Raw genomic sequence first — 12,543 nt, forward strand, 5'->3', positions numbered from 1 at the left:
AGCTGGAGATGTCGCCGCTCCGAGACAGTTGATGAACGTGTGAAGATCTGTGGATTGAATGTCGTTCTTCTCATACCAGTGGGCTGCTGGCAGAACGATATCTGAGTAGACGGCAGTGGTGTCCATTCGGAAGTTCAAGTCAACGATTAAGTCCAGCTTACCTTCTGGAGCTTCTCTCCAGACAACTTCCTCAACCAAATCTTTAGCAACTTCTTTAGCCATCGCGTTGCTGTTCGGAGCACCGACAAAGTGCTTTAGGAAGAACTCGTGACCCTTGGGACTTGATCCTATAGCGTTTCCTCTCCAGATGAACCAGACTCTCGGCAAGTTCTCTTCAGCATCTGGATCTTCTATTGCGAACTTCAGACTGCCTTCCTTCAATCTCTCGACTATCCACTTCTTAATTTCATCGTCACTCTTAGCTCCCGATTTTTGAGCCTCTTCTACAAGCTTCAACGGGTTTTCGTTGAATTGGGGATAGAAAGGCAACCAGCCAAGTCTGACGGCTTTCACGTTAAAGTCTATTGAGTGCTTCGGCAACCCATCGACCTTGTCAATGTACTTGCAACCATCGTACCTCCACTGATCTGTGTGCACGTAGTAAAAGCTTGGTGAGTTTTGCAGCCTTGGTGGTTTAACCCAATCCTGTGCGAAAGCAACAACAGCCCAAGAAGCAATAGGAGCAACCTTTTCCTGTCCGACGTAGTGAGCGAGTCCTCCTCCGTTCCTTCCGACGCTTCCGGTTAGTATCAGTGCTGTGATAACGGCTCTGTAGTTCAGGTCGTTGTGATACCAGTGGTTCAATCCCGGCCCAATTATCACGAGATTTCTTCCCTTAGTCTTCTCTCCGTTTTCAGCCCACTCTCTCGCGATCTTTATGACTGTCTTTCTGCTTATCTTCGTGTACTTCTCCTGCCAAGCTGGGGTAAAAGGCTTGTCGTCGTCGTAGTCTTTGGGATAATCTCCCGGCAACCCTCTGGAAATTCCAAGGTGTGCTGCGAGGAGATCGAAAACAGTAGCGACTACCACTTCTCCATTCACAGTCTTAACTTTCTTCGCCGGAACAGCTCTAATGCTCTCTCCGTAGTCTTCGTAGTAGAACTTCACCATCACGTAATCCTCTCCGAAAAGGCTGAGTTTGACGTCAATTTCTTCCCCGTCAACAGCGTCTCTCATTTCAAGGTTCCACTTTCCTTCTTCTCCCCACCTGAACCCAATGCTTCCGTTCGGAATTCTTATCTCTCCCTTCTCGTCCATAACGCACAGAATCCACTCCGCATTTTTCAGATCTTTTCCTCTTTCGATTTCGGATGCCCTCAAAAATCTGTCAAGGACGAAAACGTCTCCTTCTTGCTTTAACTTAACCAGGAAAGGTAGATCGGTGTACTTCTTTACGTATTCGATGAAGTAGGGTGTCTCCTTATCGAAGTAGAATTCCTTCATTATGACGTGGTTGGCTGCCATCCAGAAGGCAGCATCATGTCCCTGTTCTATCGGAATCCAGACATCGGCGAACTTACTAACCTGACTGTAATCTGGGGAGAAAACGACGACTTTAGCCCCTCTATACTTGGCTTCCGATAAGTAGTGGGTGTCGGGAGTTCTGGTCATGTTCAGGTTCGAGCCCATTATTGCGATGAATCCGGCGTTATACCAATCCGCCGACTCGTTTACATCTGTCTGCTCGCCCCATATTTGGGGAGAGGCTGGAGGTAAATCGCAGTACCAGTCGTAAAAGCTCAGGCAAACCCCCCCTAAGAGCTGGAGAAATCTCGCGCCGGAAGCGTAACTTACCATTGACATGGCTGGAATTGGCGTGAATCCTATAACTCTGTCAGGTCCGTACTTTTTGACGGTGTATATCGTCGCGGCAGCAATTATCTCAACAACCTCATCCCAGCTCGACCTTCTGAAACCGCCCATCCCCCTCTTTTTGACGTACTTGTTTCTCAACTCTGGATTTTCGACGATGCTCTTCCAAGCCTCTACAGGATCCTTATGCTTCTCTTTGGCTTCTCTCCAGAGGTCGAGGAGAACCCCTCTCACATACGGATATTTCGGTCGTAGCGGGCTGTAGAGATACCAAGATGCACTAATTCCTCTCTGACAACCTCTTGGCTCGTAATTGGGAATGTCCGGGTTGAAACTCGGATAGTCGGTTGCTTGGAGCTCCCAAGTAACGATTCCGTCTTTTACGTAAACAAACCAGCTGCAACTTCCAGTACAATTAGCTCCGTGAGTGCTCCTAACGACTTTATCGTACTGCCACCTGTTTCGGTAAAATTCTTCCCAACTTCTTAATTCTGGAGAATACACGTCTTTTATCCTCTCAGCCATTTAACCCACCCTCCTGAAATAAACAGTTGCTATTCCAATTGCAACCAAAAACACGACAATTCCGGACAACGGATAGATGTCGGATTTAGCCCTATTCGTCTCGGATGCTTCTTTAAAGAGAGCTGCTAAGTGCGCAACTTCCTCGTCTGTAAGTTCCTTTCCGGCGTAAATGTCCTTCATAACCGGAAATTGAAGGCTTTTAAGAGCTCCGTAAACACCTCTGTCTCCAAGCCTCGTATAGAGGTCGCTCAAATCCTTAGCGAGCGTCCCTCCGTTTATTCCAGCACTCCTCACAGAGTGACAAGCCACGCAAGGTGGTCCGCCGTTGGTGAACCTCAACTCCCCTATGAATAAAGCCCTACCAATTTCTGGATCTCCCAGCTGGATCTCTGGAGTCTCTTCGGGAGTTACCTCGGAAGGCTGCGCCGCGAACTGACTTAGGAATTCTATTATTTTAACAGCTTCCTCCTCGCTCAAACCGAGATCCGGCATCTTAACTCCGTACTTGGCGATGTTCTCCTGACGAATAGGATCGTCTAAGAAGGAATCGGGATCTACAATTATTCTTATCAGCCACTCTCGATCTCTTTTTTCTGTGATACCAAGGAGATCAGGTCCTACAACATCTCCTCCGCCTATCGTGTGGCAGCTCACGCATTTCTTAGAAAAAAGCTCCTCTCCCGTTTGCGCATAACTAACTCCGGCTGATAAAGACAGCAGCATCACCGCAAGCGTCCAGAATAAACTTTTCGCAAGAAGACTTTTTTTGACGATTCGCATTTACTCCACCTCCGAACTAAAAGTCCCTGATTCGCTTACTCTTCCAACGCCCATCAACCCCATCACACCCTTCATCGTTAAAATGTCATTATCTATTATTACTTAATTTTGGGCTGATTTTTACGAAATGTTATGAAAAATATGTACTTTTTCCCGAAAACCTTCGAAAATATAATTTATAAACGGTAATCTTAGCAACCTTTTGACAACTAATAAAAAATTTATGAATGCGATAATTAAGTATGACTCTCCTCAGATGGTTTTTCGCACCTCTTCCCCACGTATCTCTTTGGACTTCTTGTGAGATTATTAGTGTATATGTTCGTTCAAATTTTGAAAAATATTTGGGATGATTAATTTTTTATTCACTTTTTCAACCCTAATCCATATGGATTTTAGGGAGATTGAGGAAAAGTGGCAGAAGAGGTGGGAGGAAAGCGGAATTTTTCAGGCTGATCCGGATAACAGAGAGAAGTTTTTCATAACCATTCCGTATCCGTATTTGAACGGGAATCTTCACGCCGGTCACACGAGAACGTTCACGATAGGAGATGCTGTTGCAAGGTACAAAAGGATGCTTGGTTACAACGTCCTCTTTCCGATGGGCTTTCACGTTACCGGCACTCCCATAATCGGTCTGGCTGAGCTCATACAGAAGAGAGATGAGAGAACGATTAGGGTTTACACGCAGTACCACAACGTTCCCGAGGACGTTCTTCTGACTTTAACGACTCCCGAGAGGATAGTCGAATACTTTTCCAAGGAAGCGGAAAGGGCAATGAGGATGATCGGCTACTCCATAGACTGGCGGAGAAAATTCACGACGATGGATGAATGCTACCAGAAATTCATCGAGTGGCAGTACTGGAGGTTGAAGGAGAAGGGGTTGATCGTTAAAGGCTCGCATCCAGTGAGATTTTGCCCGAACGACAACAATCCGGTGGAAGACCACGACCTTTTGATGGGTGAAGAAGCTACGATTGTTGAGTACACGGTTATCAAATTCAAGTCCGAGGACGGAGTTATCTTCCCCTGCGCAACCCTCCGTCCTGAGACGGTTTTTGGAGTCACGAACATCTGGTTGAAGCCTACAAAGTACGTTTTGGCTAAAGTTAATGGAGAGATGTGGATCGTGAGTTTTGAAGCCTTCGAGAAGTTGAAGTACTTTGATAAGAAGGTCGAAAAGTTGGGGGAAGTCGATGCCAAGGAGTACTTTGGAAGGTTTGTTGAAAATCCGGTGACTAAGGAAAAAGTGCCGATCCTTCCCGCTGAGTTCGTCGACACCGACAACGCTACCGGAGTCGTAATGAGCGTTCCGGCTCACGCTCCCTACGATTACGTTGCCTTAAAGCAGCTTGCAAAGGATGAAGAAACTTTGAAAAAATACGGAATTGATAGGAAACTCGTTGAGAGCTTGAAGCCCATAGTTCTGATAAAAATAGAGGACGAGGATTACGAAGTTCCGGCTAAGGAAATAGTTGAGGAGATGGGGATAAGCGATCAGAAGGATGAAGCTCTGGAGAAGGCTACGAAGATTATCTACAAGAAGGAGTATCACAAAGGAGTTATGCTTGAAAACACGTTCTTCCCCAACATTCCGGTTGCAGAAGCGAAGGACAGGGTTCACGATTACCTGATTAAAAACAACCTTGGAGATGTCTTCTACGAGTTTAGTGAAAAGCCGGTGGTTTGTAGGTGCGGGACGAAGTGTGTTGTTAAAGTTGTGAAGGATCAGTGGTTTATAAACTATTCAAACGAGGAATGGAAGAGGAAGGTGCTTGAACATCTCGAAAGAATGACGATAATTCCAGACTACTACAAAAAGGAGTTCAGGAATAAAATTGAATGGCTAAAGGACAAGGCTTGTGCAAGGAGAAAAGGACTGGGAACGAGAATTCCTTGGGATAAAGAGTGGCTCATAGAAAGCTTGTCTGATTCGACAATTTACATGTCCTACTACGTAATCGCTAAATTCGTCAATTCCGGAAAGCTCAAACCGGAAAACCTCGTTCCAGAGTTTTTCGACTACGTGTTTTTAAGCAAAGGAAGTGTCGAGGAAGTTGCTAAAAAAAGCGGTTTGAGCAAAGAGGTTATAGAAGAGGTGAAGAGGGAGTTCGAGTACTGGTATCCGGTGGATCTGAGAAGCTCTGGGAAAGACTTGGTAGCTAACCACCTTCTGTTCTTCCTCTTCCATCACGTGGCGCTCTTTCCGGAAAAGTACTGGCCGAAAGCTATAGCTGTAAACGGTTACGTCAGCTTGGAAGGACAGAAGATGAGCAAGAGTAAAGGGCCGCTCTTGACTATGAAGAAGGCTGTTGAGGAATTCGGAGCTGATGTGACGAGGCTCTACATCTTGCATGCGGCTGAGTACGATAGCGACGCTGACTGGAGGAGGAAGGATGTAGAAGGATTGGCGAACAATCTGAGGAGATTCTACGAAATAGTGAAGGAGAACTACTTCAAAGAGCCAAAAGAAGTGACGACTCTCGATAAATGGCTTATTAGCAGAATGCAGAAAGCGATTAAAGAAACAAGAGATGCTATGGAAAAACTTCAGACGAGGAGAGCGGTAAACGCTGCTTTCTTTGAGTTAATGAACGACGTCAGGTGGTATCTGAGGAGGGGTGGAAAGAATCTCGTTTTAATTCTCGACGACTGGATTAAGCTTCTCGCTCCCTTCGCACCCCACATCTGCGAAGAGCTTTGGAGCTTGAAGCATGATAGCTTCGTTAGCCTTGAGAGGTATCCAGAATACGACGAGTCGAAGGTTGATGAGAAGGCTGAGGTGGCTGAGAATTACATCAGAACACTTTTGAGAGACATATCCGAGATTATGAAGTTCGTTAAGGATGCGAAGGAAGTTTACATTGCAGTTGCTGAGGACTGGAAGAGGGAGGTGGCTAAGATAGCTAAGCAAACCGGGAACATGAAAGAAGCGATGAAGGTGATAATGAGCGATGAGAGGTTCAAGGATTTGAAGAAGGAAATTCCATCTTTCGTAAAGAGACTTTTCAAAGAGGGCTTCGACTTCTACGAGATCGACGAGAGAAAAGTTATTTCGGAGGCTATAGAGTTCTTTGAAAAAGAGCTAAGAGTTAAGGTTTACCTTGACGAAAGCAAGGTGCCGGAAGAGAAGAGAAAAGCCGCTATGCCAGGAAAACCGGCGATATACGTTGTATGAAGATTGCCGACGGAATTTACTTTATTGAGGGAAGAAATAAGGGAAGGTATCCTTACTGCAACTCGTTAATAGTTGGGAATGTCCTCATAGACGCTGGCTGCGGAATAGATGTCGTTAGGGAGCTCTCGGAAAAAGTTGATTTTCTTCTTTTAACTCACACTCACCCAGACCACGCTGCTGGAGCTTGGATTTTCAACGAAGTTGGGAAAAGAGTTCTCTCACCGAATGTTGAAACTGAGATAGAGGTGCTTGCGAAAAGATTTGCCCCACCCTTGGCGGAAAAGTGGATGAAGGTTGTTTCTGAAGTTATGGGGCTGAAATCATTCAAAGCGGAAAAGTATGAAAGCGGGGAAGTTATAAAGGCTTCAAATCACGAGATAGAGACGATTAAAGTTGAAGGACACACAAAGGATATGCACGTGTTCTTAGTGGACGGAAAAATTCTGTTTGGAGCGGATGTTGACTTAACGAAATTCGGACCCTGGTATGGAAATCCAGAAAGCGATCCGGAAAAGTTCGAAAAAAGTGTGAGAAAACTTGAAAATCTTGACTTCGAAGTTTACGTTAGCTCCCATGAAAGAATTTTTGGCAGAGAAGAGGCTCTGAAAAAGCTTGAAGAATTCGTTTCTCATTTTAAAAAGCGGGAAGAGAAAATCCTTGAAGCGTTAAGAACTCCGAAGAGTTTAGAGGAACTTGTAAAACTTTCTCCAATCTACGGAAAGAAGAACAGCCTTTTCAAAGAGCTCTTGGATTATTTCGAAGGAAACATGATCAGAAAACACCTTGAGATTTTGATGAGAAAGGGCAAGGTTACGAAAATCGGAGAGAAGTTCGTAAAAAATTAGAAAAGCAATCTGTTGTCTACATCTTTTACCGCATCTCTCACACAGAAGTATTCCTTCTTAACTTTTTTCAAGTACTTGCATCTTTTTCCGGTGTAGCCGGAAATGCAGAGCTGGCAATCTTCTGGATAAACCCTTTTTACTCCTAATCCGTACTTCTCTATCATCAGCTCCAGCATATTTCCACCCCCGTTATCGTGAGAATAGCTTAAACCTCTTTTGTCTTTTCTTGAATAAAAATATTCCGATTGTTAATTTTGGGGGAGAGGTGGTAGTAAGCCCCCTTCTGTTTGAGGCGGCATTCGTCTAAGCGGCTTACGCCTTGCACCGGCGGGGACGGCGCGTTTCATCCCGCTTGGGTGATCTCAGCCTTTCGGCTTCCTCGCGTATCCCCAAGCGGGTGTCGTTTCTGTGCCGGAGCCACGCCTCTCGGCGTGACGCCTTGCGGCGTCCCGCCATTAACGGTGGGGGGACTTTCCTCCTCTCGGGAAGCCGCCCTCCACCTCTCCCCCAATTAATAATGTTAGCTTTCGAAGTACTTAAATTTTAAGCCTCCTCTATCAACTTTTCAATCCATCTCGGAAGAGAAAAGCTTGCAACGTGAACTTCGGGAGAATAGTACTTTGTTTCCAATTCTCTGCTTTCGAATCTTTCCTTTACGACTTTTAAATTAAGTTCAAAGCTTTTCGCTATAGCATAGCTCCACAGTCCGAGGGGGTAGGTTGGAACGAAACCAAGGTAGATTTTAAAGCTTTCAAAAACGTTTTTCAAACTCCTAACAACTTGCTTGAAGTAGTCTCTTTGGGCGAAAGGAGATTGGGATTGGGTCGTGAAGATGTCGCATTTTTTATTGGAGAGCTTGTAGAACTCCTCTTCCGAAATTCTCACGCTGAAGGGGTTTGGATCTGTGCCATCGACTATTATCACGTCGAACCTCTCTTTTGACTCTTTTAAAAATTCGTATCCGTCCTCAACGAGAACGCTCACTCTACTATCTTCAAACGCTCCTTTGTCTATCCCTATGTACCTCTTGCTAAGCTCTATGACTTCCCCGTCTATTTCAACGAGGAGGGCTTCTTCCGGATCGTGCTTTAAGACCTCTCTGAGACTTCCCCCATCTCCTCCCCCGACGATGAGAACCTTTTTCGGATTTTTGTGAGAAATTAGAGGAACGTGAACGAGCATTTCGTGATAAAAAGCTTCATCCTTTTCGGTCAGCTGCACTTTGCCATCTAAAACGAGCATTTTGCCAAAACTTACGGTTTCGTATATTTCTATTTTCTGAAACTTGCTGAATTTCTCGACGATCTTTTTCTTTACCGCAATCTTTAATGCTGAGCCGTTATAATCTTCGACGAACCATTCCATAAAACGAAAAAGTTAGATTGCCTTAACCCTCTTTTTCATAGCCGGTGGGCGGGGCTTCATAACAATCCTGCTTCCACACTTCGGACACTGTATTCTGTTCCTCACAAGATCCACGTCTACCTCGGATTTGCAGAAGACGCAGATGTACAAGCTCACTCCCTCCTGCTTATAGCCTGCTCAACGATTTTTCTTGCGGAAGTTTCTGGAATGTAAGTTCCACCGGCGAACTTGTAACCGCAGCTCTTACATTCCCAGATAGCTGTTCCCACTCTTTTCACAGCTCTCTTCCCGCATCTTCTACAGACGTACTTTCTTCTTTGCTGTACTTCAATTTCAACGACAGCTCTTCTGATTCTAAGCCCATATCTTGCTCCAAACCTTCCGGCCATCTTAACCTTCTTCGTCCTTGCCATTTCTTACACCTCTGCCAGCAGTTTTCTCACTTCCCTCGCTTTCCTAATGCTCAACTCGATCGCTTCATAAAACTTTTCCTCCGGGAGTAAGTACGAGCCACTTTTTTGAATCGCCACGATGTTGTCTTCGCTGTCAGTCGTTATCGTTAAGAAGTTCTTCGCAACACTCGTCTCATCTTTTATCGGATCTACGAGTATCCTGTTTTCAACTATAAGCGAGGTAATTGCAACTGGCAGATCTCTGACCGGTAGCGGAAAGTCGTCTCCGATTTCGAACCTCTCTGCTGGAACGATCGTGTTCAGCAGAGCAGCTATGGCTCCCAAGGCAGAAGCGTCGAGCAGATTTCCGTCATCGTCTAAAGCCCATATGTCTATGAATATCAACCAAACCTTTTCTCCCTCCTCTATGCAAAGCTTCTCCAAGTCCACAGCTTCGCTCTCTCTAATTCCCCTGTCGACGACTCTCGCGAGTTCTATAGCATTTTCATCCGGAGGACCCGGCTCAAAAGTCGGGGAAGCCAAGGGAACGAGTTCAGCGTTCGTAATAATTATCCCCTTATCTGGGACGTCTGGGAAAGGCTCTCCGGGCTGCATTTTCACTCCAACCAGTACTTGGGTATTTCCGAGCTTTACCAAAGCAGAACCTTCCGCCTTTTCGATGATTCCGGTTTGTATCTCTATCTTCCTCATTTCATCGAACTTTCTTCCGTCTACTCTCTCTCCATCCCTAATCTTTGAGAGAACGTAGTCCCTTCTAACTTCAGCAAGTATATCGTCGTTCATTCTTCAACCTCCTCAACCTTGTACTTCTTCATTATCGCTTCCCTTTGAAGCTTGTAAATCTCCATCGCACCTTTTTTAGCCAGCTCCACCGCTTGCAGCAACTCCTCCTTTGAAACTCGTCCGTCCATTTGCAGTAGAGCTATCGACTCTATTTTTCCGTTTCTTATGAAGAATGCGAAGGGAATGTCCGCTTCGCCGTAGTTGTCTTCCTCTTTCATCGGATCGAGAACTAAAACGCCCTCCACTTTTGCTACGGCAACACTCGTAATAATTCCCTTCATTGGAATTCCCGCATCAACCAACGCGACGCTTGCGGCGTTTAAGCAAGCTGTTCTACTTCCTGCATCAGCTTGCAGAACTTCGACGAATATATCTATACTGCTTCTCGGAAAGAGCTCTTTCATTATTATCGACTCAAGAGCCTCTCTGCTGACTTTGGAAATCTCGACGCTCCTCCTATCTGGACCGGGTCTCTTTCTCTCCTCAACGCTAAAGGGTGCCATGTTGTATCTATATCTGACTATTGCCTGCGTGGGATCTGCTAAGTGTTTTGGCTGAACTTTTCTCGGTCCGTAAACTGCTGCCATTACCTTGTTTTTTCCCATTTCCAAGTAGCAGCTTCCATCAGCGTTTTTTAAAACTCCGGCTTCAATTTTTATCGGTCTCAGTTCGTCAGGCAATCTTCCGTCAAGTCTTCTTCCATCGACTATAAGCTTAACTTCCTCCTGCATTTTCAAGCTCACCTTTTCTTTTCTTAATAAATTCAGCTATTCTATCCGTTAACCCTTCAGTATGAGCCTCCTGCTCTATTATGTATATAGCCTCTTCCACTATGTTCACTTTCCTCCTGTCACCGTTTAACCAGATTAAGCCGTTCTGTCCGACTATTACGTTTACTCCGAGTTCGTTTTTGAAGAGCTTTATCATGCTACCCTTCTTGCCTATAACTCTTGGAACTCTTGCTGGGTTTATCGCCACTATTCTCCCAAAGCGTATTGGACGGCACATCTTATCTTTCATCGTCAGCGTCGCCTTCATCTTTGGATCTATGTTGATAATCTTCGCGACTATTATGTCTCCGATGTCCAAAACGTCGTTGGGCTTTTTGTTCGGCTTCATCTCCGGGTTTTCCTGAATTGGAAGGAAAGCCATATAAGGGGAATTTATCTCAACGACCCATCCGTTTACGGTAACTTCTTTCACAACTCCTACAACGACATCCCCTACTGAGGGAATGTACTTTCCTCTTAGAGGTATAACTCTAACAGAAGTTTCCGTTTTATCCAGCAATCCTAAAAATTTAGCGTAGACTTTTCCGTTTTCTACATAAGTCCCGTGTCCGGCAACTTTTGGGTTTGTAGCCAGCAAATCCCCGGGAAGAACTATTGACCTCATCCTTGAACCCTCCTTAAGATTTTTGTTAAAGCCTCACCTTTGGCAACCTTCCCAAGGAGATCGAGCAGATCTCCGTGCATGCCAGCTGGAATTCTCATAACACAGATCCAGCTACCGTCACTCTGCCACTCTTCTTTCAAAATTTTTCCGAAGGAGTAGAGAGCGCTTATGGCTCTTCCGGTATGTTCGGGCGGAATTTTTATGGCTATCTCTATCTCCTCAAACCTCAGAGGAAGAATGGGTTTTAAAGCTTTTACAACATCCTTCACCTGAGCCTCAACCGGCTTAAATATGTCTATGTTTACCTTAGCCTCCTCTAACGCTGACTCTATTCTCGCGTAGGTGTGGGGAGCACCTGTCCTTGGATCGACGCTGTTCCTCCTTATGTACTCTATTATCTGTTTTTTCTTCTGTTCGAGCATTTCTTTTCTCTGTTCTGCCGTTAGCTGAACTTCTCCTTCCGTCACTATCCTCTTTATTACCTCTCTAACGTTCGTCGTGCCGAAAACTTTTTGTAAATCTTCCGTTGAAGCCCTTTCTCCTTTTCTCGCATCGTGAAAAACTTCCTCAACCGCAACAAGATCCTCAAAATTCACTTCCTTACCTTCTTTGAGATCCCTCGCTAAGTAAGGGTCTACGAGAACCTCAAAAACCATTCCCCCTTTTTTCAACCTTGCCACCACTGCTTTCTCAAGGGACACCATAAGGCTTCACCTTACTGTGAAGCCTCATTCGCTCTCTTGATATACTCGGCAATTTCTTCCACGCTCAATTCTCTGAATTTTTTGTCTTCAACCCTAACAATACCTATTTCGATTCCTTCGGGAGTTAAATCAGCCTCAATAGCCTTCTTCATGGCTATGAGCCCGTGAATTATGGCTTCATCGAGCCCCATGTCGTCCTTGTACTCCTTTTCGAAGTACTCCATGACAACGTTCCTCCCCGAACCTATGGCAGCGGCCTTGTATTCAAGCATTGCTCCACTCGGATCTGTCTCATACAGCCTTGGCTTATCGTCGACTCCGGCTAAGAGGAGCGAAACTCCGAAGGGTCTTACTCCTCCGTACTGGGTGTATTGCTGTTTGAAGTCGCAGATTCTTTTCGCAAGCTCTTTAACACTTATAGGTTCGTCGTAAGTCAATCTGTTAATCTGCGCCTCTATCCTCGCCCTGTCTATCAAAACTCTCGCATCAGCAACCAAGCCAGAAGTTGCTGCGCAAATGTGCTCGTCTATCTTGTATATCTTCTCTATCGTGTCCGATTCAAGCAACCTGCTTGCTACTCTTCTGTCTGCTAAAAGCACCACACCCTCTTTCGTCTTTACACCTATTGCCGTCGCTCCTCTTTTAACAGCCTCTCTTGCGTATTCAACCTGAAACAGTCTACCGTCCGGGCTGAATACCGTTATGGCTCTATCGTATCCCATCTGCGGAAGATGCATTCA

General features: G+C 45.4%; 13 protein-coding genes and 1 other RNA gene. 2 read left to right on the forward strand and 12 right to left on the reverse strand.

Annotation, left to right across the window (positions count from 1 at the left end; all coding sequences use genetic code 11):
• Together F7C14_RS03130 and F7C14_RS03135 are read right to left on the reverse strand one after the other, a co-directional pair.
• On the reverse strand, positions 1-2,337 hold a 2,337-nt coding region (locus tag F7C14_RS03130; RefSeq protein WP_290899853.1), incomplete at its 3' end, for a nitrate reductase subunit alpha.
• Positions 2,338-3,117: a cytochrome c gene (locus tag F7C14_RS03135; RefSeq protein WP_290899855.1), complete on the reverse strand. Its 780-nt coding sequence runs from the start codon at positions 3,115-3,117 to the stop codon at positions 2,338-2,340.
• A 388-nt stretch (positions 3,118-3,505) separates the two neighbouring features.
• Here F7C14_RS03135 and leuS point away from each other — a divergent pair, with 388 nt between their 5' ends.
• Positions 3,506-6,298, forward strand: coding sequence for a leucine--tRNA ligase (gene leuS, locus F7C14_RS03140; RefSeq protein WP_290899856.1), 2,793 nt, complete (start codon positions 3,506-3,508; stop codon positions 6,296-6,298).
• A complete protein-coding gene (locus F7C14_RS03145) occupies positions 6,295-7,143 on the forward strand; it encodes an MBL fold metallo-hydrolase (protein WP_290899857.1) in 849 nt (282 codons plus the stop codon). Before leuS ends, F7C14_RS03145 begins: the two co-directional genes overlap by 4 nt.
• Here the strand turns inward: F7C14_RS03145 and F7C14_RS03150 are convergent.
• The 10 genes from F7C14_RS03150 to psmA all read right to left on the reverse strand — a co-directional run bounded on the left by F7C14_RS03150 (position 7,140) and on the right by psmA (position 12,540).
• Entirely contained in the window at positions 7,140-7,319 is a 180-nt protein-coding gene (locus F7C14_RS03150) for a hypothetical protein (protein WP_290899858.1), read from the reverse strand. The two genes, F7C14_RS03145 and F7C14_RS03150, sit on opposite strands and share 4 nt — an antisense overlap.
• 84 nt (positions 7,320-7,403) lie before the next feature.
• An RNA gene (gene rnpB / locus F7C14_RS03155) (RNase P RNA component) lies at positions 7,404-7,648 on the reverse strand.
• A 38-nt stretch (positions 7,649-7,686) separates the two neighbouring features.
• The gene (gene speE / locus F7C14_RS03160) at positions 7,687-8,508 is read right to left on the reverse strand and encodes a spermidine synthase (protein ID WP_290899860.1); all 822 of its coding nucleotides are present in this window, start codon (positions 8,506-8,508) and stop codon (positions 7,687-7,689) included.
• A gap of 12 nt (positions 8,509-8,520) precedes the next feature.
• Positions 8,521-8,664: a DNA-directed RNA polymerase subunit P gene (locus F7C14_RS03165; protein WP_012964832.1), complete on the reverse strand. Its 144-nt coding sequence runs from the start codon at positions 8,662-8,664 to the stop codon at positions 8,521-8,523.
• A complete protein-coding gene (gene rpl37A, locus F7C14_RS03170) occupies positions 8,661-8,921 on the reverse strand; it encodes a 50S ribosomal protein L37Ae (protein WP_290899863.1) in 261 nt (86 codons plus the stop codon). Before rpl37A ends, F7C14_RS03165 begins: the two co-directional genes overlap by 4 nt.
• A gap of 3 nt (positions 8,922-8,924) precedes the next feature.
• Positions 8,925-9,704, reverse strand: coding sequence for an exosome complex protein Rrp42 (gene rrp42 / locus F7C14_RS03175; RefSeq protein WP_290899865.1), 780 nt, complete (start codon positions 9,702-9,704; stop codon positions 8,925-8,927).
• Entirely contained in the window at positions 9,701-10,435 is a 735-nt protein-coding gene (gene rrp41, locus F7C14_RS03180) for an exosome complex exonuclease Rrp41 (RefSeq protein WP_290899867.1), read from the reverse strand. The genes rrp42 and rrp41 overlap by 4 nt, the downstream gene beginning before the upstream one ends.
• Positions 10,419-11,099: an exosome complex RNA-binding protein Rrp4 gene (rrp4, locus tag F7C14_RS03185; RefSeq protein WP_290899868.1), complete on the reverse strand. Its 681-nt coding sequence runs from the start codon at positions 11,097-11,099 to the stop codon at positions 10,419-10,421. The genes rrp41 and rrp4 overlap by 17 nt, the downstream gene beginning before the upstream one ends.
• Complete coding sequence (locus F7C14_RS03190) at positions 11,096-11,803, reverse strand: ribosome assembly factor SBDS (RefSeq protein WP_290899870.1); 708 nt, start codon at positions 11,801-11,803, stop codon at positions 11,096-11,098. Before F7C14_RS03190 ends, rrp4 begins: the two co-directional genes overlap by 4 nt.
• 11 nt (positions 11,804-11,814) lie before the next feature.
• Positions 11,815-12,540: an archaeal proteasome endopeptidase complex subunit alpha gene (psmA, locus tag F7C14_RS03195; protein ID WP_367114322.1), complete on the reverse strand. Its 726-nt coding sequence runs from the start codon at positions 12,538-12,540 to the stop codon at positions 11,815-11,817.
• Between the last annotated feature and the right edge of the window lie 3 nt (positions 12,541-12,543).

Origin of the sequence: Ferroglobus sp. (genome assembly GCF_015521575.1) — an archaeon.
Lineage (GTDB): Archaea > Halobacteriota > Archaeoglobi > Archaeoglobales > Archaeoglobaceae > Ferroglobus.